The organism is Micromonospora sp. NPDC047756, assembly GCF_055587245.1.
Genome location: NZ_JBVJGQ010000011.1, coordinates 92542 through 115206, shown reverse-complemented (window position 1 = coordinate 115206; position 22665 = coordinate 92542). Strand labels below are relative to the sequence as shown.

At 72.4% G+C, this 22665-nt stretch carries 17 protein-coding genes; 12 read left to right on the top strand and 5 right to left on the bottom strand.

All coding sequences use genetic code 11. The features are described 5' to 3' along the window. Positions 1 to 93: 93 nt before the first annotated feature. On the bottom strand, positions 94 to 1395 hold the full coding sequence (locus ACZ6NZ_RS31385; protein WP_465861472.1) for a serine hydrolase domain-containing protein: 1302 nt from the start codon (positions 1393 to 1395) through the stop codon (positions 94 to 96). Between the two features lie 120 nt (positions 1396 to 1515). Between ACZ6NZ_RS31385 and ACZ6NZ_RS31380 the strand changes: the two genes are divergently transcribed. The 4 genes from ACZ6NZ_RS31380 to ACZ6NZ_RS31365 all read left to right on the top strand — a co-directional run bounded on the left by ACZ6NZ_RS31380 (position 1516) and on the right by ACZ6NZ_RS31365 (position 6450). Then, complete coding sequence (locus ACZ6NZ_RS31380) at positions 1516 to 1989, top strand: NfeD family protein (protein ID WP_091403880.1); 474 nt, start codon at positions 1516 to 1518, stop codon at positions 1987 to 1989. 5 nt (positions 1990 to 1994) lie between these two features. Further along, complete coding sequence (locus ACZ6NZ_RS31375) at positions 1995 to 3101, top strand: SPFH domain-containing protein (RefSeq protein WP_366613143.1); 1107 nt, start codon at positions 1995 to 1997, stop codon at positions 3099 to 3101. Positions 3102 to 3253: 152 nt separating this feature from the next. After that, on the top strand, positions 3254 to 4021 hold the full coding sequence (locus ACZ6NZ_RS31370) for a hypothetical protein (RefSeq protein WP_465861470.1): 768 nt from the start codon (positions 3254 to 3256) through the stop codon (positions 4019 to 4021). A gap of 227 nt (positions 4022 to 4248) precedes the next feature. Then, positions 4249 to 6450, top strand: coding sequence for a transglycosylase domain-containing protein (locus ACZ6NZ_RS31365; RefSeq protein ID WP_465861468.1), 2202 nt, complete (start codon positions 4249 to 4251; stop codon positions 6448 to 6450). Between the two features lie 171 nt (positions 6451 to 6621). Here the strand turns inward: ACZ6NZ_RS31365 and ACZ6NZ_RS31360 are convergent, their stop codons facing one another. Beyond that, positions 6622 to 8469 (bottom strand): thiamine pyrophosphate-requiring protein, encoded by a 1848-nt coding sequence (locus ACZ6NZ_RS31360; RefSeq protein ID WP_465861467.1) that lies wholly within the window; start codon positions 8467 to 8469, stop codon positions 6622 to 6624. A gap of 70 nt (positions 8470 to 8539) precedes the next feature. Between ACZ6NZ_RS31360 and ACZ6NZ_RS31355 the strand changes: the two genes are divergently transcribed. The 3 genes from ACZ6NZ_RS31355 to ACZ6NZ_RS31345 all read left to right on the top strand — a co-directional run bounded on the left by ACZ6NZ_RS31355 (position 8540) and on the right by ACZ6NZ_RS31345 (position 12960). Continuing rightward, positions 8540 to 9409 (top strand): TrmH family RNA methyltransferase, encoded by an 870-nt coding sequence (locus ACZ6NZ_RS31355; RefSeq protein ID WP_465861465.1) that lies wholly within the window; start codon positions 8540 to 8542, stop codon positions 9407 to 9409. A gap of 47 nt (positions 9410 to 9456) precedes the next feature. Next, on the top strand, positions 9457 to 10911 hold the full coding sequence (argG, locus tag ACZ6NZ_RS31350; protein ID WP_465861464.1) for an argininosuccinate synthase: 1455 nt from the start codon (positions 9457 to 9459) through the stop codon (positions 10909 to 10911). Positions 10912 to 11016: 105 nt separating this feature from the next. After that, the gene (locus ACZ6NZ_RS31345) at positions 11017 to 12960 is read left to right on the top strand and encodes a PucR family transcriptional regulator (protein WP_465861463.1); all 1944 of its coding nucleotides are present in this window, start codon (positions 11017 to 11019) and stop codon (positions 12958 to 12960) included. Between the two features lie 138 nt (positions 12961 to 13098). Here the strand turns inward: ACZ6NZ_RS31345 and ACZ6NZ_RS31340 are convergent, their stop codons facing one another. Next, complete coding sequence (locus tag ACZ6NZ_RS31340; RefSeq protein WP_465861462.1) at positions 13099 to 14451, bottom strand: MurL-like N-terminal domain-containing; 1353 nt, start codon at positions 14449 to 14451, stop codon at positions 13099 to 13101. 82 nt (positions 14452 to 14533) lie between these two features. Here ACZ6NZ_RS31340 and murD point away from each other — a divergent pair, with 82 nt between their 5' ends. Then, the gene (gene murD / locus ACZ6NZ_RS31335) at positions 14534 to 15880 is read left to right on the top strand and encodes a UDP-N-acetylmuramoyl-L-alanine--D-glutamate ligase (RefSeq protein WP_465861461.1); all 1347 of its coding nucleotides are present in this window, start codon (positions 14534 to 14536) and stop codon (positions 15878 to 15880) included. A gap of 91 nt (positions 15881 to 15971) precedes the next feature. Here murD and ACZ6NZ_RS31330 read toward each other — a convergent pair whose 3' ends face one another. Next, entirely contained in the window at positions 15972 to 16940 is a 969-nt protein-coding gene (locus ACZ6NZ_RS31330; RefSeq protein WP_465861459.1) for a hypothetical protein, read from the bottom strand. 87 nt (positions 16941 to 17027) lie between these two features. Between ACZ6NZ_RS31330 and ACZ6NZ_RS31325 the strand changes: the two genes are divergently transcribed. Next, positions 17028 to 17900 carry a hypothetical protein gene (locus ACZ6NZ_RS31325; protein ID WP_465861458.1) on the top strand — a complete coding sequence of 291 codons (873 nt, stop codon included), beginning with the start codon at positions 17028 to 17030 and terminating at the stop codon, positions 17898 to 17900. 31 nt (positions 17901 to 17931) lie between these two features. Next, positions 17932 to 18747 (top strand): hypothetical protein, encoded by an 816-nt coding sequence (locus ACZ6NZ_RS31320; RefSeq protein WP_465861457.1) that lies wholly within the window; start codon positions 17932 to 17934, stop codon positions 18745 to 18747. Here the strand turns inward: ACZ6NZ_RS31320 and ACZ6NZ_RS31315 are convergent. Further along, positions 18728 to 19624: a glutamate cyclase domain-containing protein gene (locus ACZ6NZ_RS31315; protein WP_465861456.1), complete on the bottom strand. Its 897-nt coding sequence runs from the start codon at positions 19622 to 19624 to the stop codon at positions 18728 to 18730. The genes ACZ6NZ_RS31320 and ACZ6NZ_RS31315 overlap by 20 nt on opposite strands. Positions 19625 to 19863: 239 nt before the next feature. On the opposite strand from ACZ6NZ_RS31315, the gene ACZ6NZ_RS31310 reads away from it, so the two are divergent. Both ACZ6NZ_RS31310 and ACZ6NZ_RS31305 read left to right on the top strand, forming a co-directional pair. Next, positions 19864 to 21162, top strand: a complete 1299-nt coding sequence (locus tag ACZ6NZ_RS31310; RefSeq protein ID WP_465861454.1) for an aspartate aminotransferase family protein — start codon at positions 19864 to 19866, stop codon at positions 21160 to 21162. After that, positions 21159 to 22646 (top strand): CoA-acylating methylmalonate-semialdehyde dehydrogenase, encoded by a 1488-nt coding sequence (locus ACZ6NZ_RS31305; protein WP_465861452.1) that lies wholly within the window; start codon positions 21159 to 21161, stop codon positions 22644 to 22646. The genes ACZ6NZ_RS31310 and ACZ6NZ_RS31305 overlap by 4 nt, the downstream gene beginning before the upstream one ends. Positions 22647 to 22665: the final 19 nt, after the last annotated feature.

Sequence of the window (22665 nt, the reverse complement as noted above, 5' to 3'; positions counted from 1 at the left end):
CAGCGTGACCGCCCGCCCGCCAGCGTGACCGCCCGCCCGCCGGCGGGACCGCCCGTCCGCTTCCGGCGTGACCGCCGGCCCGCCGGCGGCGGGTCAGGGAACCTCGTCCGGGCTGCGCGTGAAGACGAACGTGGCGATGTCGACCGCCACCGTCCGTCCGCTGTCGTCGCGCAGCACCGACAGGATCTCGCCGTTCTCCGGGCCGGAACGTCCCCGCCAGCGGTCCGTCCCCTCGGCGGTGAACCGGCTCACCCGCTCACCGCGTACGTGCGCCACCAGGTCACCCGCGTCCCAGCTCAGGTCCAGCGACGTGCCCATCCACCACCAGCGACCGGTCAGCTCGGCCGACCCCGCATCGGGTGCGGCGGCGGCCGGCCGCCACGGCTGCGGGAGCGCCGGCTCGGCGTCCAGCACCATGGTCAGCAGTTGACGGCCGAGCCCGGTGATCGGGAAGCCGTACGAGTTGGCGAAGCCGACCACGGCGGTGCGGCTCGGTCGGTGGACCACGAGGGCGGCCACGTACCCGGGCATCGAGCCGCCGTGCCCGACGTACACCCGCTCGCCGTCGCGGTAGAGCTCCAGCCCCAGGCCGTGCCCGCCGGTCCAGGAGTCGAGATCGCTGATCACCACGGGGGCGCACATCTCGGTCAGCGTCTCGGCGGCCAGCACCGCCGGGTCGGGGTCGGCCAGGAACGCGGCCCAACGGCCGAGGTCCTCGATCGTCGACCAGAGCTGCCCGGCGGGGGCCATGGCGCCGGTGTCGGTACGGGGTTCCTCGCGCAGCGTGCCGTGCCAGGGGTGGACGACGTAGCCGCGGGCGTACGGCTCGGTGGCCGCGTAGGTGGTGCGGCGCAGGCCCAGCGGGGCGAGGACCCGTTCGTCGAGCAGGTCGGCCCAGGGTTTCCCGGTGAGCCGTTCGAGCAGCCCGCCGAGCAGCCCGTACGCCAGGTTGGAGTAGTGGTACGCGCGGTGCGGCGGGTAGGCGATCTTGTCGGCGTCGACGTCGGCGAGCAGGGTGGTGAGATCGACGCCCGCCGCCCGCTCCCACCAGTCACCCTCGGGTTCGCGCTGGATGCCGCTGGCGTGGCCGAGTAGTTGGCGCACCGTGAGCGCGCCCACACCGGTGCCCGGCAGGTGCTGCTCCAGCCGGTCGTCCAGAGCGAGTCGGCCGGCGTCGCGCAACTGCATGATCAGGGTGGCGGTCATCGTCTTGCTGATCGAGCCCACCCGGTACTGGAGATCGACGTCCGGGCGGGGGTGTTCGCCGGCGGCGGCCACATGCGCCAGCGTGCCGTCGCGGACCACGCCCAGCACCAGCGACGGGGTGTGACCGTCGGCCTGCGCCTGGGCGACCCGGGTGTCGATCTGTCGGGCGGTCTCGGGTAACAGGGTCAACGGGATCTCCTCGGGTCGGGCCGCCGATTCGTGGTGTTTTGCGGGCCGGAAAAGGGTCCCGCCGAGCCTACTGATCTTCGCGGGGAGGCCGCGCGTGCATTTGCGTGTCACGATCGTGGGGTGGACGCCGTGGTGTGGATCGTTTTGGGTGTGCTGCTGGCCGTCGCCGAGATTTTCACGACGACGCTATTTCTGATCATGTTCGGGGCCGGTGCGTTCGCCGCTGCCGGTGCGGCCGCCCTGGGCGCGCCGGTCGCCGTGCAGGCGCTGGTCTTCGCTGTGGTGTCGGCCTTGAGCCTGGTGGTGGTCCGACCGGTCATCCGGCGGCACAGCCGCTCGGCGCTGGAGAGTGGCGAGCAGCCGTTCGGTGTGGAGGCGATCGAGGGCTCCACGGCGCTGGTGCTGGAACGGGTGGACGCCGAGCAGGGTCTCGTCAAGATTGACGGTGAGTTGTGGAGCGCCCGGTCGTACGACACGACACAGGTCTACGACCCCGGTCAACGGGTTCGGGTGATAAAGGTCCGGGGCGCTACCGCCCTGGTGTGGCAGGACGATGTTTCTTCCGCCGGCGAGCTGCCGGAATCGAGAGGGTGAACGGGATGACGTTTATCGGGGTGGTGGTGATCGCGGTGGCGTTGATCGCCGTGATAACGCTGGCCAAGGCGGTGCGGATCGTGCCGCAGCAGCGCCAGGACGTGGTGGAACGGCTCGGCAAGTACAAGCGCACCCTCAGCCCCGGCCTCAACCTGCTGGTGCCGTTCATCGACGCGGTCCGTACCAAGGTCGACATGCGGGAGCAGGTGGTCAGCTTCCCGCCGCAGCCGGTGATCACCTCGGACAACCTGGTGGTCTCGATCGACACGGTCCTCTACTTCAAGGTGGTCGACTCGGTCCGGGCGACCTACGAGATCTCCAGCTTCCTTCAGGCCATCGAGCAGTTGACCGTCACCACGCTGCGGAACGTGATCGGTTCGCTCGATCTGGAGCGGGCGCTCACCAGCCGCGACGAGATCAACAGGCACCTCTCGGGTGTGCTGGACGAGACCACCGGCCGCTGGGGCATCAAGGTGACCCGGGTCGAGATCAAGGCGATCGAGCCGCCGGCCAGCATCCGCGACTCGATGGAGAAGCAGATGCGCGCCGAGCGGGACCGCCGTGCGGCGATCCTGACCGCCGAGGGGCACAAGCAGTCGCAGATCCTCACCGCCGAGGGTGAGAAGCAGTCGGCGGTGCTGCGGGCCGACGGTGACCGGCAGGCCCGCATCCTGCAGGCCGAGGGTCAGGCGAAGGCGATCCGTACCGTCTTCGACGCGATCCACCAGGCCAACCCGAGCCAGAAGGTGCTGGCCTACCAGTACCTCCAGGCTCTTCCGCAGATCGCCCAGGGCAGCGCCAACAAGGTCTGGATCGTCCCGGCCGAGTTGACCAAGGCCCTGGAGGGGATGGGTGGCGCGCTCGGTGGGCTGAGCCAGATGGTGGGGGACATGCCCGCGCCGGAGGCCGCGGACCACGCGAGCCAGGTCGAGCGGGAGGCCGCGGAGGCGGCGCAGGCAGCGGCGGACGCCGCCCAACAGATCCACGACGAGGTACGCGTCGCCGAGGCGCAGGCCACCGGCGGCAAGGGGCGGCAGGGGCTGCCCGCACCGGAGCCGGTGTCGCCGACCAGCCTCGTCGAGGATCCGGCCGACCAGCGCGAGCGCGGCTGATCCGGTACGCCGGCCGCCCGGTCAACTAAATACGAGAAAGACTCATGGGGCGCTCCGACGCCTGCCACGATCGGTCCTAGGACGGGTGGTGACCAGGCAATCGGGGCGCCCCGGCGCGTCGGTGCACCGCTCGACGACGAGCGAGGTGACGCATGAAGGATCCGGCGAAGCGGATGTGGTCCTCGGCCCCGGTGCCCGGCGCGCACGACCCGGTCGCCCCGCTGGGCTCCCGGCGCAGCGGTGGCGGGTTCGGCGTACTGCCCTTCGTCGGCGAGCCCACCCCGGGCGCCCCCGCCACGAACGCCAGTTGGGCCTGGTCGGTGCGCCGGTTCGCACGGGCGGCGGTCTGGCTGCTGCCCGCGTACGCCATCCTCTACGGCGCGGTGGCGATGGCCAGCGACGGAGGGGTGGGCAACGACCCCTATCCGGCCGACGGCCGGGCGGTGTACCTGATCGGCTGGGTGGCCGCGGTCTGGCTCGGCCTGCTCGCGCTGCTGGCCCTCACCGGGCTGTTGGCCGCGACCCGCAGCCGCCGGGTGGCCGCCGCCGGGCTGCTGGTCAGCATCGCCGGCACCGTGCTGATGCTGCCGTTCGCCGGGTTCGAGGAGCAGACGCCGGTCTTCGGCACCACCGCGCGGTCGCTGGTTCTGCTCGGCGCCACGTTCTACAGCGCGGGCTGGTTCCTCACCGGGTGGGCGGTGGCCCGCTCGGGCACCTTCAGCCTCGGCGACGGCGTCATGTTGATCATCGCCGCGCCGCTGCTCGGCCTCGGCGGCGCCCTGATCGGCTCGCTGCAGACCTTCGGCGCGATCTTCGTGCTGATCGCCGGCATCGGCATCGGCTACCGCTCCGGCCGCCTGATGCCCCGCGAAACCGCCAGAGACGCCGCCACCGCCAGCCTGAGCACCCCAAACCCCTAACCCCACCGCCCGCCCCCCACCCCGGCGCGCCCGCCCCGCCCGCCCCCGCGCCGGTTGATCATGAAGTTATTGCGCTCGCCCTCGGCGTGTCCCGGCAATAACTTCATGATCACCGAGATGGGGACGGGGGTTTGGAGACATGGGGTTGGGTGGTGGGGGGGTGAAGTTGCTGACAATTCGGGTGTGGGGGTGGTCGGTTGGCGGCTTTCGTGGCAATCCTGGGGAGCATGGCCGCCCCTCGCTCGCCGCTGTCGCGGCTGTTCACCGTGCTGCTCGCCGGCGTGTTGGCCGGGCTCGTCCTGGCAGTCGCCGCGCTGCCGGGCAACCTGCTGCTCGGGCTCACCGCCCGCTCCGCGCTCGGGTCGTACGCCGCGTTGCCGGCCTCGCTGAAGACCCCGGCCACGCCGCAGCGTTCGTACCTCTACGCCAACGACGGCAAGACGCTGATCACCACGTTCTACGACGTGAACCGCACCGACGTACCCCTGTCGGAGATCGCCCCGGTCATGCGGCAGGCGATCGTGGCGGCCGAGGACCGGCGCTTCTACGACCACGGTGGCGCGGACCTGCGCGGCCTGGCTCGGGCGCTGGTGGCCAACGTCAAGGGTGGCGGCACCGAGCAGGGCGGCTCCACGCTGACCATGCAGTACGTCCGTAACGTGCTCAAGACCGACCCCAGCCGCACCGCCGAAGAGCGCGCCGCCGCCACCGATCCCACGGTGGGCCGCAAGATCCAGGAGATCCGGTACGCGAGCGCGCTGGACAAGAACCTCGGCAAGGACGAGATCCTCGACCGGTACCTGAACATCGCCTACTTCGGCTCCGGCGCGTACGGGATCGCGGCGGCCAGCCAGCGATACTTCGGCAAGCCCCCGGCGCAGTTGACCCTCGCCGAGTCGGCGCTGTTGGCCGGTCTGGTCCAGTCCCCGGACGCGTACAGCCCGATCAGCGGCGACAAGGACGATGCGCTGACCCGCCGGTCGTACGTGCTGGACTCGATGGTCGCCACGAACGCGATCACCGCGGCGCAGGCCGCCCAGGCCAAGGCCGAGCCGCTGGCCCTGCACCCCACCGCCCAGCCCAACGGCTGCACCGCCGTCTCCCAGGGCCACGACGACTGGGGCTACTTCTGCGACTACCTGCGCCAGTGGTGGCTGACCCAGCCGGCCTTCGGGGCGACCGTCGCGGAGCGCGAGCAGGCACTGCGTGCGGGCGGCTACACCGTGGTCACCTCGCTGGACCCGAAGATCCAGGCCACCGCGCAACAGCAGGCCACAAAGGTCTACGGGTACGACAACAAGCGCGCCCTGCCGATCGCGGCGGTCCAGCCCGGCACCGGGCGGGTGTTGGCGATGGCGGTCAACCGGCACTACAGCCTCGGCGACAACCCGGCCGGGCAGGCGAACTACCCGAACACCGTCAACCCGTTGATCTCCGGCGGAGCCAGCGTCGACGGGTACCAGGCGGGTTCCACGTTCAAGATGTTCACCATGCTCGCCGCGCTGGAGTCGGGCCGTACCCTCTCCACCGGTTTCGACGCGCCCGCCAAGCTGCCCACCCGGTACCCCGCCGAGGGGCCGGGTAGCTGTGACGGCCACTGGTGCCCGGCGAACGCCAACCCGGACTGGATGGACGGGTACCGGATGATGTGGGACGGGTTCGGCCGCTCGGTGAACACCTACTTCGTCTGGCTGGCCGAGCAGGTCGGCCAGGACAAGGTGGTCCAGATGGCGCAGCGGCTCGGCATCACGTTCCGCGCCGACTCGGACGCGGCCTTCGCCAAGAACAATGCCGCGAACTGGGGCTCGTTCACTCTGGGAGTGGCGGCCACCACCCCGCTGGACCTGGCCAACGCGTACGCGACGGTGGCCGCCGAGGGCACCTACTGCACGCCGGTGCCGGTGGTCTCGGTGACCGGCGCGGACGGCACGAAGGTGCCGGTGGGGCAGCCGTCCTGCAAGCGGGTGCTCGACGCGGACGTGGCCCGTGCCGCGACCGACGCGGCGCGCTGCCCGGTGGGTCAGCAGTCGGCGTTCGGGCAGTGCAACGGCGGCACCGCCACCGGTGTGAACGACATCCTCGACGGCCGGCCGGTGGCCGGCAAGACGGGTAGCTCGGAGCAGAACTCCACCGAGACGTTCGTCGGCTTCACCCCGCAGGTCGCGGTGGCCGGTATCGCCGCGAACCCGGACGACCCGGCCGACTCGGTGGGGTCAGCGGTGCAGACCAAGGTGATCGACGCGGTGGCCCGGGTCATCGCCACCGCCGTGAAGGGCCAACCGGAGAAGGCGTTCGTCGCACCGAGCCACGAGCTGGCCGGCGACCCGCACCGCCCGGTCGAGCGCCCCAAGGCCCCGGACCGTCGAGAGGACCCCACCACCGACGATCCCCGCTCCGCCCTCCAGCGCTGGCTGGACCGCCGAGGCTAACCACCCACCCACCCACCCGTCCCCGCCCCGGCTCTGCCCCCGCGATCTTGCACTTTCGGTTGCCGGAATAGCCCTTTTGCCCGCATTCGTCGGTGCAGAAAGTGCAAGATCGCGGGGTGCGGGGTGCGGGGTGCGGGGTGCGGGGTGCGGGGTGCGGGGTGCGGGGTGGTGTCAGCGGTCTCGGCGGCGGGGGCGGTAGCTGGCCAGGGTGGCGGGGAGGCCGCGGCGGATGATTCCGGCCCAGTCGGTGTCGCCGCGCAGCACCGCAGCCGCGGTCTTGCGGGCCTGCTCGACGGTGAAGTGCGGTGGCAGCATCAGCTCCGCCGGGTCGACCAGGGCGTTGATGACCACCGGCCGGTCGGCGGTGAGCGCCCGGTCCCAGACGTCGCGCACCTGATCCGGTGAGTCGATCAACTCGCCGTGCAGCCCGAGCACGTCGGCCCACTGGTGGTAGGCGATGTCCGGCAACTGCTGGCTGTCCGGGAACATCGGCGTCCCCTCGGTGGAGCGCTGTTCCCAGCTGACGAACGCCAGGTCCCGGTTGTTGAGCACCAGCACCACGAAGCGCGGGTCGGACCAGCTGCGCCAGTACTTCGCCACGGTGATCAGCTCGTTGACGCCGTTCATCTGCATGGCGCCGTCACCGATCAGCGCGACCAGCGGCCGGTCGGGGTGGGCGAACTTGGCGCTCAGCGCGTACGGCATGGCGCCGCCCATGGACAGCAGCGTGCCGGAGAGGCTGGCCAGCATGCCGGGGCGTACCTGGATGTGTCGGGCGTACCAGGCGGTGGTGGTGCCGCAGTCGACAGCCAGCAGCACGTCGTCGGGCAGCCGTTCGTTGAGGGTGTGGAAGAGCAACTGCGGGTTGACCGGGTCGGCGGCCTGCTCGGCCAGGTCGCGTTGCACGCGGCGCCACGCCGAGGTGGCCTCGGTGACCTCCGCCCGCCAGGCGGTCGGCCCGGGGCCGGGGCCCAGCTCGTCCAGCAGGGCCCGCAGCGTGGGGCGGGCGTCGCCGGTCAGGTTCACCTCGGTCGGGTAGCGCAGCCCGAGCTGGGTGCCGTCCAGGTCGATCTGCACCGCGCGGGCCTGCCCGGGTTGCGGGTAGAACTCCGAGTACGGCATGTTGCTGCCCACGATCAGCAGCCGGTCGCAGCCGCTCATCAGCTGCCAGCTCGGTCGGGTGCCGAGCAGCCCGATCGCGCCGGTCACCCATGGTTCGCGGTGGTCGACGGCGGTGAAGCCGAGCAGGGCGGTGGCCACGCCGGCGCCGAGCCGGTCGGCGATCTCACGGACCTCGTCGCGTGCGCCGAGTGCGCCCTGCCCGACCAGCATCGCCACCCGCTGCCCGCCGCGCAGCACCTCGGCGGCCCGGCGTACGTCCGCCTCCGGCGGCACCGTCGGGGTGCTGCTCGGCGCGTTGCTGGTCTGGTAGTAGCCGTGGGCGTGGGGCGGGTTCGGGACAGCCGGCTCGTCCTGGATGTCCAGGGGAAGGATCAGCGCGGTGACGGTACGCCGGGCCAGCGCCGTGCGGCACGCGCGGTCGACCAGGTGGCGTACCTGTGCCGGGTTGTCGAGCTGGGCCAGGAACGCTGCCGCCACGTCCTTGTAGAGGGCGAGCAGGTCGACCTCCTGGTAGTAGCCGCCGCCCTCGGCGGTGGTCGCGGTGTGCCCGACCAGGGCGATCACCGGTTGGTGGTCGAGCTTCGCGTCGTACAGGCCGTTGAGCAGGTGGATGGCGCCCGGCCCGCTGGTGACCAGCGCGCAGCCCAGCGGGCCGCCGCCGTACTTGACGTGCGCGGAGGCGGCGAAGCCGGCGGTCTCCTCGTGGCGGACCTGGATGAACTGGGCCCGTCCGTTCGTGCGTTGCAGCGCGGAGGTGAGGCCGTTGATGCCGTCGCCGGGGTAGCCGAAGTAGCGGTGTACGCCCCAGCTGAACAGTCGCGACACGATGTGGTCCGCGACGGTCGGACGCCGGGGCAGGGTGCCCGCTTCGCCCGGGGTGGTGTCGTCTGCGCTCACCTGGCTGGTCCTTCCCGTCACGTCCGGTGTCCGCCGGTCATTCCCCTTCTTCTTCGGACAAAACACCCCGTTGGGCGGGCCTCGGAGCGCGCTGCTCCGCGTCCGGCAGAATCGTCGGGTGCCCGTCCACCAGATCACCGACCCCGACGACGACCGGATCGCCGACTACCGGGCGCTCACCGACGTCGAGCTGCGCACCCGTTGGGAACCACCGCACGGCCTGTTCATCGCCGAGGGGGAGCTGGTGCTGCGCCGGGCGTTGCGCGCGGGCTACCCGGCCCGGTCGTACCTGGTCGACGCCAAGCGGGCCGACCAGCTCGCCGACCTGGACACCGGCGACGCCCCGGTCTACGCCGCGACCCAGGACGTGCTGCAACGGGCCACCGGTTTCCACGTACACCGGGGGGTGTTGGCGTCGTTCCACCGCCGGCCGCTGCCGACGGCGGCCGAGGTGCTCGCCACCGCGCGCCGGGTCGTGGTCCTGGAGGACGTGAACAACCACACCAACCTGGGCGCGATCTTCCGGGGTGCCGCCGCGCTCGGTGTCGACGCGGTGCTGCTGTCGCCGACCTGCGCCGATCCGCTCTACCGGCGCAGCGTGCGGGTCAGCATGGGTGAGGTCTTCGCCATGCCGTACGCGAAGCTCGACCGCTGGCCCGCGGGCCTGGACCAGGTGCGGGAGGCCGGCTTCACGGTGCTCGCGATGACGCCCGCGCCGGACGCCGTACCGATGCAGCGGTTGACCCCGGCGCAGCGTGAGCGGGCGGCGTTGCTGCTCGGTGCCGAGGGGCCCGGCCTCACCGCGGCGGCGCAGGCCGCCAGCGACGTGCGGGTGGTCCTTCCGATGCGGCGCGGCGTGGATTCGTTGAACGTCGCCGCCGCGGCGGCGGTGGCGTTCTGGGAGCTCGGGCGCGACGACGCGCCGGTCGACGGCGGGTAGACCGCATCAGCTTGCATGGCCATACGTTCTATTGCATAATTTTCCCCGTGTCCAAGGTTCTCACCTCCCTGCCCACCGGCGAACGTGTCGGCATCGCCTTCTCCGGCGGCCTCGACACCTCGGTCGCGGTCGCGTGGATGCGCGACAAGGGCGCCATTCCCTGCGCCTACACCGCCGACATCGGCCAGTACGACGAGCCCGACATCGCCTCGGTGCCCGGTCGTGCGCTCAGCTACGGCGCCGAGCTCGGCCGCCTGGTCGACTGCCGCGCCGCCCTGGTCGAGGAGGGCCTCGCCGCGTTGACCTGCGGCGCCTTCCACATTCGCACCGGCGGTCGGGCCTACTTCAACACCACCCCGCTGGGCCGCGCCGTGACCGGCACCCTGCTGGTGCGGGCGATGGTCGCCGACGACGTGCAGATCTGGGGCGACGGCTCGACCTTCAAGGGCAACGACATCGAGCGGTTCTACCGGTACGGCCTGCTGGCCAACCCGATGCTGCGCATCTACAAGCCGTGGCTCGACACCGCCTTCGTCACCGAACTGGGTGGCCGTAAGGAGATGTCCGAGTGGCTGCTGGAGCGCGGCCTGCCCTACCGCGACAGCACCGAGAAGGCGTACTCGACCGACGCCAACATCTGGGGCGCCACGCACGAGGCGAAGACCCTGGAGCACCTCGACACCGGCATCGAGACGGTCAACCCGATCATGGGCGTCCGGTTCTGGGACCCGTCGGTGGAGATTCCGACCGAGGACGTCACCGTCGGTTTCGACCAGGGTCGCCCGGTCACGATCAACGGCAAGGAGTTCGGCAGCGCCGTCGACCTGGTGCTGGAGGCCAACGCCATCGGCGGCCGGCACGGCCTGGGCATGTCGGACCAGATCGAGAACCGGATCATCGAGGCCAAGAGCCGCGGCATCTACGAGGCGCCCGGGATGGCGCTGCTGCACTACGCGTACGAGCGGCTGGTGAACGCCATCCACAACGAGGACACCCTGGCGAACTACCACAACGAGGGTCGCCGCCTGGGTCGGTTGATGTACGAGGGCCGCTGGCTGGACCCGCAGGCGCTGATGCTGCGCGAGTCGTTGCAGCGGTGGGTCGGCACCGCGGTCACCGGCGAGGTGACGTTGCGGCTGCGCCGGGGCGAGGACTACTCGATCCTGGACACCACCGGCCCGTCGTTCAGCTACCACCCGGACAAGCTGTCCATGGAGCGCACCGAGGACTCGGCGTTCGGCCCGTCGGACCGGATCGGCCAGCTCACCATGCGCAACCTGGACATCGCCGACTCGCGGGCGAAGCTGGAGCAGTACGCCTCCCTCGGGCTGGTCGGCGGCGGCGGGAACCCGCAGCGGATGATCGGGGCCGCGCAGGCCGCCTCCACCGGGTTGATCGGCGCGATGCCCGAGGGCGGCGCGGAAGCGATCGCGTCCCGGGGCGTCGCCTCGGCGGAGGACGAGGCCCTCGACCGCGCCGCGATGGAGTTCGGGGTCGACTGAGCCCTCGCGCCACGCCGCCAGGCCGGGGCAGCCCACGCCGCCGCCCCGGCTCGCGTCGCCGGCCGCTGTTCGAGATCCGGCGTCACGGACGGTAGCGTGTCGGCCGTGTTCCCTACCGTCCGTGAGGTCCTCGCCCTGGACCCGGTCCGCCACGGCGCGCCTCGCGTGGTCGCCGGCGACGAAGGGCTGGACCGACCCGTCCGCTGGGTGCACGTCGCCGAGGTGCCGGACATCGCCACTCTGCTCGGCGGTGGCGAACTGGTGCTCACCACCGGCATCGGCCTGCCCGGGGACGACGCCGGGCTGCGCGCGTTCATCGGTGATCTCGCCGACGTCGGGGTCTCCGGACTCGTCGTCGAGCTGGGCCGCCGCTACGTCAGCGGTGTACCCCGGGTGATGGCCGCCGCCGCCGAGCGGCGTGGGCTGCCCCTGGTGGAGCTGCGCCGGGCCACCCCGTTCGTCCGGATCACCGAGGCGGTGCACGCGCTGATCGTCGACGCGCAGCTCACCGAGCTGCGCGCCACCGAGGAGATCCACCAGCGGTTCAACGACCTGTCCGTGGAGGGTGCCGACGCCGCCGAGGTGATCCGACAGGCCGCCGAGCTGTCCGGCTGCCCGGTGGTGCTGGAGAACCTGTCCCGGCAGGTGCTCGGGTACGACCCGGCGGGGGAGAGCGCCGAGCTGCTGCTGGACGGCTGGGAGCAGCACTCCCGGCGGATCCGTCCGGCCGGGCGGACCGCGTACGACCCGGACAGCGGCTGGCTGGTGACCACCGTCGGCGCCCGGGGGCAGGACTGGGGGCGGCTGCTGCTGCGCTGGCCGGCCAGCGGCGACGTGCCCAGCGCCCAGGCCGTCGAACCGAGCGCGGGCTCGCCGACCCGGCTCACCATCCTGATCGAGCGGGCAGCGTCCACCCTCGCGCTGGGCCGGCTGATCCGCCGCGACGCCGAGGGCCTGGAACGGCAGATCCACCGCACCCTGCTCACCGCGCTGCTCGACCACTCCCGCCCGGTGGACGAGGTGGGACTGCGGGCCAAGGCGCTCGGCGTGGTGCTCGACCGGCGGCACCTGGTCGGCGTGATGGTCCGGCACCGCGCCGACGACCCCGCCGGGGAGGTCGGCCCCGAAGCCGGCCAGGCCCGGCTGCGCGATCTCTCCGAGGCGGTCGGCCAGGCCCTGCGGGAGGCGAAGCTGACGGCGCTGACCAGTGCGGTCGACGACAACTCGGTGGGCGCGCTGCTGGCCCTGACGGACCCGGCCGCCGAGGACCGCGCGCTGTCCGCGTTCGCCAGCGCCCTTCGTCGGGTACGCCTCGACGCCGGCACCGGCCGACTGGGACCGGGGGTCGAGACGACTCGGGCTCCTTCCACCGTCGACGTGTCCCGTGCGGCGTCGGGTGCTTCCCGTGCGGCGTCGGGTGCTTCCCGTGCGGCGTCGGGTGCTTCCCGTGCGGCGTCGGGTGCCGACCCGTCCCGTGCGGGCTCCGGCTCAGATCCGGCCCACGCGGCGTCCGGCGCCGATCCGTCCCGTACGGGCTTCGGTGCCGATGCGTCCCGGGGCGCGGGCTTCGGTGCCGATGCGTCCCGGGGTGCTGGCCCGGGTGCCGTGATCGTGGCCGCCGGATCCGGGGTCAGCACCCTGCGGGAGGCCCGCCGGTCGCTCGTCGAGGCGCGGCAGATCGCCGAGGCGGCCCGTCGGGACCGGCGCGACCTGCCGATCTTCCGGCTCCCGCACGTCGGGCTGGCCGGGCTGCTGCACCTGCTGCGCGACGAGCCCCGCCTGCAGACGTTCGTGGAACGAGAACTCGGCGCCCTGCTGGAGTACGACGCCCGGCACCCGAGGGAGCGGCTGCTGGACACCCTGCGGGCGTACCTGGAGCAGGGGCGCAACAAGTCCGCAGCCGCTGCCGCCGCCCACCTGTCCCGGCCGGCCTTCTACGAACGCCTGGCCCGCATCGCCCGCATCCTCGACGTGGACCTCGACTCGGTAGAAGCCACCCTCTCCCTACACGTAGCCCTACTGGCCCTAGAAGCAGTCCGCACCCCGTAACCCCGCGCCCCCCACCCCCACACTCCGCGATCTTGCACTTTCTGCTGGGACTAACCCTCGTAAAAGCGGCATATCGACAACACAAAGTGCAAGATCGGCGGGACGGGGCGCGGCGGGGGGCGGGAGGGGTGGGGTTGGTTAGGTTGCTAGGGCGTTCAGGGCTTTTGCGTAGGTGGGGGGGATGTGGTTGGGGCCGCCGGGGGTGAAGACGTCCGAATGGGCCACTGCGGACCAGGCCGTCTCCGGGACGGCGTCGACCAGGGCCTGGATCACCGGGGCGTCGCGCCACTGGTCCTGTTCGGCGAGCAGCCCGAGGGCCACCACCGACTCCTCGACCTCGCCCACGCACTCGAACGGCTTGTGCCCGTCCACGCCCAGCAGCTCCCGGTAGCCGGGGATCTGCGACTCGTCGGCGAGCAGGTCACCGCCGAAGATGCCCACCACCCGCTCGCGGGGCATGAACGGCGCCATGGCCAGGAAGACGAACCGGCACTTCGGGCAGTCCCGGCACCAGCGCTCACTCGCGTCGCGCAGCTTGAACGCCTGGTTGCAGCTCGTCACCACGTCGTCGTACCGGGTGAACTCGGCGAACAGCCGGGCGATGTGCAGCTCGGACAGCGACCGCAGCAGGGAGAAGTACGGGTCGGTGAGACCGGCGTGCTCGGCTAGCGACGCCCGCAGCAGCCCCTCCGCCTCGACGCCCTTGGACCACTGGTGGTTGATCTCGTGACCGTCCCAGACCAGGTTCGGGTCGGACGCCGAACGCTCGTTGGACATCACCACCGGGCCCAGCCCGTGCAGGACGGCGGTGGCCACCGCGATCAGGGAGTTGATGGCGGTGACCGGGATGTGCCCGTTCAGCGCGCCGGCCGCGTTCAGGTCGAACAGCACCGGGTCGATGCGCCGCCGAGCGGCGAGCGGGACCAGCCCGGACGCCTCGTTGACGGCGACGATCACGTGGTTCGGGTTGACCGAGAACGGCACCGGGTCCAGCTCGGCGCGGCGCAGCGCCTCCAGGCTGACGATGGAGTCCTTGCCGCCGCCGACCGCGGAGAGCGGGCGACGGTCCGAGTCGTCGTACACCCGGGGGGTCGCCGGGGAGCCGGCCGGCGCCTCCGGGCGCAGCGTGAGCACGTGCGGCAGTTTGTTGCGGTACGCGTACTCCGCGAGGCCCTTGGTGTAGATGGCCGTGACGTAGTCGACGGTGGCCGCGCCCAGCGGCGTCGGCAGCACGAGCCGGGGCGGCGCGGCGGCCTTGTAGTAGCTGACTCCGGCGACGAGGTGCAGCACCTCCAGCACCCGGTTGAGGGTCGCCACCGTCTCGTCCGAGGGCGGCTCCGCCGGCAGCGGGAGGGTGATCACCTCGGTGAACCGCTGATCGCCGGCCGGGCCGGTCAGGGCGTAGTCGAACAACACCTCGCCGGTGGCGAAGTCGATCGAGTAGGACGGGAAGGTGAAGGCGTCCATCCGCCGGAGCTGCTCGTTAGGCACACGCCATACTAGGCCCTGGTTCGTCCGGCCGTGTCCGGACCGGGCCCGCCCCGCTGCCGCCGTGACCCCCGAGGAGAGCCCAGTGCGCCTGTCTGACCTGCGCGGACGTTCCGTCGCCGTCTGGGGCACCGGTCGGGAGGGCCGGGCCGCTGTGACCGCCATCGCCGCGCACGGCCCGGCCGAGCTGGTCGCCGTCGACGACAGCGCGAACTTCCTGTCGTTGCCGTGGGACGGCCCGCTGGCCGAGGCGGCGCCGCTGGTCACCGGTGAGGCGGGCTTCGAACGGCTGGCCGCCGCGGACGTAGTGGTGCGGTCCCCGGGCGTGCCGCAGACGCACCCGTGGCTGGTCGAGCTGCGCCGACGCGGGGTCATGGTGACCCAGGGCACCGCGCTGTGGATGGCCGACCACGCCGCCCGGACCGTCGGGGTCACCGGCAGCAAGGGCAAGAGCACCACCTCCAGCCTGATCAGCCACCTGCTCACCGCGCTGGGTCGGCCGAACGTGTTCGGCGGCAACATCGGGGTGCCGACGCTGGACCTGCCGGAGGCGGAGCTGTACGTGCTGGAGCTGTCCAGCTACCAGTGCAGTGACCTGACCGACTCGCCCCGGGTGGCGGTGGTCACCGCGCTCTTCCCCGAGCACCTGGACGCGCACGGAGGGGAGCGGGAGTACTACCGGGACAAGCTGAACCTGCTCGCCCACGACCCGCAGACGATCGTGGTCAACGGTGGCGACCCGCGGCTCGCCGCGGAACTGGGTGAGCTGCCGGCGGTCCGCGCCGGTGGCCCCGACACCACCCACGTCGCCACCGGGGCCGACGGCACGCCGTGGTTCCACCTCGGTGCCCAGCCGCTCTTCCCGCGTGCGGTGCTGCCGCTGGTCGGCCGGCACAACGAGGGGAACCTCTGCGTGGCGCTCGCCGTGCTCGACGCGCTCGGCGTGGACGTGGTGGGCAACAAGGACCACCTCGCCGTCGCGGTCGCCGAGTTCCAGGGGCTGGCCCACCGGCTCACCGAGATCACCGACCCGTCCGGGCTGACGTTCGTCGACGACACCCTGGCCACCAGCCCGTACGCGGCCATGCACGCCATCGACGCGTACGACGGGCGGCCGTTGACAGTGATCGTCGGTGGCAACGACCGGGGTCTGGACTACACGCCGCTCGCCGAGCACCTGGCCGAGCGGGAGCTGACGGTGATCGGGATTCCGGACAGCGGCACCCGCATCGTCGAGGTGCTCGCCGGCCTGCCGAAGGTGCGTACCGAACTGGTCGACGACCTGGTGGACGCGGTCCGGCTGTCCCGCGAGGTGACCCCTGCCGGCGGGGTGGTGCTGCTGTCCCCGGCCGCGCCCAGCTACGGTCGGTTCCGCAACTTCGAGCACCGCTCCGAGGTCTTCGCCCAGGCCGTCGCCGACACCGCCGGCTGAGCCCCCGTCGCCGACACCGCCGGCTGAGCCCCCGTCGCCGATGCCGCCGGCTGAACCGGCGTCGCCGATGCCGCCAGCCCTCGTCGGCGTCTCAGCTCGTGCGGAGCCCGGCGTGCAGGGCGCGCATCGAGCGGATCGCGGAGCGGATCTCCTGCAGGTAGCGCCCCGGGGTGAGGGTCTGCTCGGGCAGCACCGCCAGGTCGGCGAGGTTGGGGTCCACGCCGACCGTGTCGATGCCGCAGCCGTACGGCACGGCCAGGGTGCGCAGCGCGTCGCAGTGCTGGAACGGCACGTAGATCGGCGCGGTGACCATCAGCACCTCGTCGCCCGGGGCGAGCCGGACGTGGCCGGCCCAGAACCGCTGGGTGTCGGCGGTGTGGGCCCGTCGCTGGTCGGGTTCGCTGGACGGCGCGGCCAGCACCCGGACCGGCGGCAGCCCGTCCGGTCGGTAGGTCCGCGAGGACCAGGAGTGGTGCGGGTGACCGGCGTCGACGCCGTCCTGCTCGGCCGGGGCGCTCACCTCGAACACCCGGCGCACGGCCGTGTCCAGCACGTCCACCTCGGTCTCGTCGGCCGGCAGGCCCGCCTCGGCGAGGGTGCGGCGTTCCCCGTCCGACAGCGGCCGGAAGCTGCCCAGGACGGCGACCTCGCCGCTCACCGGTAGGCCGGCGCGCAGCAGGTGCGCGGCGTAGCCGACGCGGCGTACGCAGGCGTGCGCCAGACCACCGAGCACCACCAGGTGGGCGTACGCCGACCGGGCCGGTGGCACCGGATGGATCAGCCGGAGTGCGGCAGCCGCGTCCAGCACGAGGGTCGCGGCGGCCGGGTCGAGGTCGGGCTCCCGGGCGTCGGGCCGTTCCCGGCCGCCCCGGAAGTCCCAGTGGAGGGCGGAGAAGTCGTCGAGGTGGCGGAGCACGTCGATGAGGTCGCCGTCGGGCCAGGCGCCGCCGAAGTGGGCGACCAGGCCGCGGATCGGGGTGGAGCAGACCCAGGCCCGGATGTCCGCCGTGATCCGCTCGTCGTCCGTTCCGGTCGACGGTGGCCCGTCCGCTCTGTGCACCTGCGGGATGCTACCGGCCCGCCGCGTCGGGGCTGCTGGTTGTGGTTGCTGTCTACGCTGGCGGGAGCGGCTGATGGGGGGATCTCGATGTCTCGTGACGTGGTCCGTCAGCGGGTACGGGAGAGCGGCGGTTCGGGCGCGGACTTCGTCCGGCTGGTGGCGCACACCGACCCGGTGGCGTTGGTCGGCATCACGCTGTCGATCACCCTCAGCGTCGTGCTCGACCTCAGCAACGCCGCCTCCGGGGTGGAGTCGCTGTTGGCCGGTCTGATGGGCATCACCATCTCGCTGCTCGTCGACTCGCTGGCCCGCGCGGAGCGCCGCTTCCACCTGCGCACCCTGTTGGACGGCCCGCCCTGGCTGGTCCGCACCACGACGGAGCTGGCCGGGGCCATGCGGGAGGCGGCCGAGCAGCATGCCGGCACCCGGGTCGCGGTGGAGGCGCAGCGGCGCTACGAGCAGTTCCGGTTGGAGGCCGAGCAGCTCGCGGACGGTCGGATCATCCGGCGCGGTGACGAGGACGAGGACCTGGTCGGCGCGACCCAGGCCTGCGTACGACGGCTGGACGGGTTGACCAACGTGATGCCCCGGGTCAGCGGGGAGTTGAGCTGGTGGCGCAGTGAGATCGGCCGGCGCTACTGGGAGGCCAACCTGGACGCCCTGCAACGGGGTGTCCAGATCACCCGGGTCTTCGTCTACGCCACGCTGACCGACGATCTGTCCGCCCTGGTGCAGATGCAGCGCGCGGCCGGGGCGCGGGTGGGTCTGCTGCCGCTCGGGGTGGTCAGTCCGCACCTGCACGTGAACCTGACCCTCTGGGACGGGTCGAGCTGTTGGGAGGCCCACATGACCGCGCACGGCGAGATCGGCGAGAATCAGTTCTCGGTCAACCGGACGGACGTCGCTCGGCTCACCCGCGTGTTCGACCTCTGCGCGAACGCCGCGACCTTCCAGGACTGAGGGCCCCCACCGGGGCGGGAGCGGGTGAGCCATGACGTGGAGCGCGGTCCTGCTGGTGACGGCCGTGGTCTGGGCGGTCAGCGTGATCCGTTCCGTCCGGCTCCGCGCGCTGGTCTACAGCCTGCCGTTGCCGATGACGCTCGCCCTGGTCACCACCGGTCATCGGGTGGACGGCGCGCAGGTGCTCGGCGTGCTCGGGCTCAACCTCTTCTTCGTCACCGTGGCCGTCACCCACCGGCGGTGGCGGTGGCCGATCCTGCTGGCCGACGTCGCGGGGATCGCCGTCTACGTGGCGCTGAGCGCCGGCCTGTTGGCCGTCGACATTCCGTTCGAGGCGGCCCTCGCCGGCACGCTCGTGCTGTGGCTGGCGGCCGTCCTGTGGTTGCGCCGCCGCGCCCGCCGACGAGGCGCTTCCGCGCAGGAGACGGTCGCCGTCGCGGAGACCCGGCCGGACGGGCTGCCGGTGCTGCTCAAGCTGGTGGTCATCTTCGTCGGGGCGGTCCTGACCGCACTGCTCGGCGCGGTGCTGCGCGGCATGGTGGTGACGTTCCCGTACTCGGGGGTGCTGGTCGCCGTCGAGGCCCGCCGGCAGTTGGCCGAGTTCAGCCGGCACTTCGCCCGCAACAGCCTCGCGCTGGTCGGGTTCCTCACCGCGTACCACTATTGTCAGGACGTCTCGTCGGCTGCGGCGCTGGGCGCCGGCTGGGCGGCCTTCGCGGTGGTCGCCGCCGTTCTGCACCTGCCGTCGCGCCCCCGTCAGGTCGCGCACGCGCGGGCGGCGGGCCGCCCGTCGAGGGCACTGCGGCCGGCGACCGAGCCGCCCACAGCTAGCGGCGGCCTGCCCTGACCAGTTCGGCGATCCGGGTGAGCGGTTCGGCGTACGCGGGCCAGTCGAGACCGTCGACGCTGAGCGTGGACCGCCGGCGTACGCCGTCCACCGCGCCCGCGCGCACGATCGCGGTCAGCAGGTCGTACGACCAGGCGGGCTCCAGCAGCGTCCGAAGCTCGGGCACCTCGGGGCGGAGCAGCGACAGCGCGCCGACGAGGGCGGCGGCGGCCCAGTTGGACGTTCCGCCGACGAGCAACGCGTCCGCGCCCACCACGCACCGGATGCGCTCGCCGGAGGCGACCACCCGCCCGATCAGGTCCGCCGGTAGGCGGCCCATGCCGATCTCGTTGCCACCGTCGCCGATGCCGATCCGGTACGCCGACCCGGAGGTGTAGAGCCGTTCCAGGGGTGCGGTGTGCGCGCCGTTGTCCTCGCCGCGCATGTTGCGGGGGCGACCGTCCGCCCCGGGGCCGGCCCGTTCGCAGGCGATGAGGTGGGTCAGCCCGCCGTACTCGGGGCGGAGGGTGGCGGCCCACTCCTCGTAGCCCCGCAGCGGCGCGACGTCGACCGGCAGGCCCGGCCCGGCGGCGGCGACGGCCGCCTCGACCACCGGGGCGCAGGGCTCGTCGGTGACGAGCCGGCACCGCCCACCGAGCAGGCGCAGCGCGGCGGCGATCTGGACCGCGCCGAGCGGGCCGTCGGTCTCCGCGGCGGGCGGCTCGGCGCCGGGAATGAAGAACCCGGTGAACACCGCGGCGTCGGTCGCCCCGGCGGCGAGTGACCGGGCGGCGGCCAGCAGCCCGCCCGCCGCGGGCCCGGCCAGCGCCTCGCTGCCCCGGCCCACCTCGCGCGCGGCGACGCGTTCCAGGTCGGCGACCGTCTCTTCGATGCGCACCGCGTGCCTCCCTGGCGACAGTGGACGGACCCAGGGTAGCGACGGCCGACCAGACTACGGATCGAGTGGACGGATGCCAGGATCGCCGCGAAATCCAGCGGCCGACGACGATCACGACCGTGGAAACCGTTGACGTGCTGTCAGGTCGGGACGTCCATGCGCTACAGGCTGACAGTTGTTCGCGTCGGCCGGCGGTGGGAGCGTGCGGTATCCACGAACGCCGCTGAAGGGTTGCCACGATGACCGACGACCTGCTGGCCCGGCACCGGGCCGTGCTCCCGTCCTGGATGCCGTTGTACTACGCCGAGCCGATCGAGCTGGTCTCCGGCTCGGGCCGCCGGGTCACCGACGCGCAGGGCCGCAGCTACCTGGACTTCTTCGGCGGCGTGTTGACCAACATGATCGGCTACGACATCCCGGAGATCCGGGAGGCCGTCGAGCGGCAGCTCGCCACCGGCATCGTGCACACCTCGACGCTCTACCTGATCCGTCAACAGGTGGAGCTGGCCGAGAAGATCGCCCAGCGCTCCGGCATCCCGGACGCCCGGGTGTTCTTCACGAACTCCGGCACCGAGGCGAACGAGGCGGCGCTGCTGGTGGCCACCAACCACCGCCGCTCGCACCAGATCCTGGCCGTGCGCAACAGTTACCACGGCCGGTCGTTCGCGGCGATGGGCGTCACCGGCAACCGCGCCTGGTCGGCCAGCGGCCTCAACCCGCTCCAGGTGGCGTGGCTGCACTCCGGTGACCGGGTGCGGGGTCTGCTGGCCCGGCTCAGCGCCGACGAACAGGTCGACGCGGCGGTGGAGGACCTGCGCGAGGTGTTGGCCACCCAGACCGCCGGTGACGTGGCCGCGCTGATCGCCGAGCCGATCCAGGGCGTGGGCGGTTTCGTGCACCCGCCGGACGGGCTCTTCGCCGGCTGGAAGAAGGTCCTCGACGAGCACGGCATCCTGTTCATCGCCGACGAGGTGCAGACCGGCTGGGGGCGCACCGGGGAGCACTTCTGGGGTTACCAGGCGCACGGCATCACCCCCGACCTGCTCACCTTCGCCAAGGGCATCGGCAACGGGTTCACCCTGGCCGGGGTGGTCGGCCGGGCCGACGTGCTCCAGGCGGTGCCGGCCATCAGCTTCTCCACCTTCGGCGGCAACCCGATCTCCACGGCGGCCGGCAACGCGGTGCTCGACTACCTGATCGCGCACGACCTCCAGGCGAACGCCGCCCGCGTCGGCGCGATCCTCGCCGACGGGCTGCGGTCCGCCGTGGGCGGGCTCGACTGCGTCGCCGAGGTACGCGGAAAGGGGCTGATGCTCGGCGTCGAGTTCGTCCGGCCGGGCGGCAGTGAGCCGGATCCGGCGTTGACCAACCGGGTCTTCGAAGCCGCCCGCGACGGTGGCCTGCTGACCGGCAAGGGCGGGCTGCACGGCAACGTGCTGCGGATGGGTCCACCGTTGACGCTGACCGAGGAGGAGGCCCACGAGGGCCTGGCGATCCTCGTCGACGCGATCCGCTCGGCGGCGGGGGTGGCGGAATGAGCATCGGTCACTTCATCGACGGCAAGCGGGTCGACGGCACGTCGCAGCGGCGCGGCGTCGTGTTCGACCCGGCGACCGGTCGGCGTACCGCCGAGGTCGAGCTGGCCTCGACCGCGGACGTCGACGTGGCGGTGCGGGCCGCCACCCGCGCGGCGCGGGCCTGGCGGGACGCGTCGCTGGCCCGGCGGTCGGCGGTGCTGTTCGCCTTCCGGGAGTTGGTGCACGCCCGGCGGGACCGGCTCGCCGAGGTGATCACCGCCGAGCACGGCAAGGTGCTCGCCGACGCCGCCGGCGAGGTGCAGCGCGGCCTGGAGGTCATCGAGTACGCGTGCGGCCTGCCGTCGGCGCTGCGCGGCGCGTTCAGCGAGAACGTGTCCACCGAGGTCGACTCGTACACCATCCGGCAGCCGCTCGGCGTGGTGGCGGTGATCTCGCCGTTCAACTTCCCGGTGATGGTGCCGCTGTGGTTCGTGCCGGTGGCCGTGGCCTGCGGCAACGCGGTGGTGCTCAAGCCGAGCGAGAAGGACCCGAGCGCGGCGCTGCTGCTGGCCGAATGGTTCGCCGAGGCGGGCCTGCCCGACGGGGTGCTCAACGTGGTCAACGGTGACAGGGAGGCGGTCGACGCGTTGCTGGAGCACCCGGAGGTGCGGGCGGTGTCGTTCGTCGGCTCCACGCCGATCGCCCGGTACGTCTACCAACGTGGCACGGCCGCCGGCAAGCGGGTGCAGGCGCTCGGTGGGGCGAAGAACCACATGGTGGTGCTCCCGGACGCGGATCTGGACCTGGCGGCCGACGCGGCGGTCAACGCCGGTTTCGGCTCGGCGGGGGAGCGGTGCATGGCCATCTCGGTGCTGGTGGCGGTGGAGCCGGTGGCGGACGCGCTGGTCGAGCGGATCGCGGCGCGGGTGAGGGGTCTGCGCACCGGCGACGGCCGGCGGGGCTGCGACATGGGCCCGCTGGTGACCGCCGCGCACGCGGCGAAGGTGCGCTCCTACGTGGACGCGGGTGTCGCCGCCGGTGCGGTGCCGGTGGTGGACGGGCGGGACGTGACGCCGGACGGCGACCCGGACGGTTTCTGGCTCGGCCCGACGCTGTTCGACCGGGTGAGCCCGGACATGTCGATCTACACCGACGAGATCTTCGGGCCGGTGCTGAGTGTGATCCGGGTCGACTCGTACGACGAGGCGGTGGACCTGGTCAACGCCAGCCCGTACGGCAACGGCACCGCGATCTTCACCAACGACGGCGGGGCGGCCCGGCGCTACCAGCACGAGGTGGAGGTGGGCATGGTCGGGATCAACGTGCCCATCCCGGTGCCGATGGCGTACCACTCGTTCGGCGGCTGGAAGTCGTCGCTCTTCGGTGACCTGCACGCGCACGGCGAGGACGGGGTGCGGTTCTTCACCCGGGGCAAGGTCGTCACCAGCCGCTGGTTGGACCCGCGGCACGGCGGGGTCAACCTCGGGTTCCCCACCCAGACCTGACAGTCGTCGCCGACACCAT

Coding starts and splice junctions, on each gene's coding strand:
- ACZ6NZ_RS31365 (WP_465861468.1), top strand. CDS start 4,249: ATGGCCGCCCCTCGCTCGCCGCTGTCGCGGCTGTTCACCGTGCTGCTC.
- ACZ6NZ_RS31310 (WP_465861454.1), top strand. CDS start 19,864: ATGACCGACGACCTGCTGGCCCGGCACCGGGCCGTGCTCCCGTCCTGG.
- ACZ6NZ_RS31305 (WP_465861452.1), top strand. CDS start 21,159: ATGAGCATCGGTCACTTCATCGACGGCAAGCGGGTCGACGGCACGTCG.
- ACZ6NZ_RS31375 (WP_366613143.1), top strand. CDS start 1,995: ATGACGTTTATCGGGGTGGTGGTGATCGCGGTGGCGTTGATCGCCGTG.
- ACZ6NZ_RS31370 (WP_465861470.1), top strand. CDS start 3,254: ATGAAGGATCCGGCGAAGCGGATGTGGTCCTCGGCCCCGGTGCCCGGC.
- ACZ6NZ_RS31325 (WP_465861458.1), top strand. CDS start 17,028: ATGTCTCGTGACGTGGTCCGTCAGCGGGTACGGGAGAGCGGCGGTTCG.
- ACZ6NZ_RS31320 (WP_465861457.1), top strand. CDS start 17,932: ATGACGTGGAGCGCGGTCCTGCTGGTGACGGCCGTGGTCTGGGCGGTC.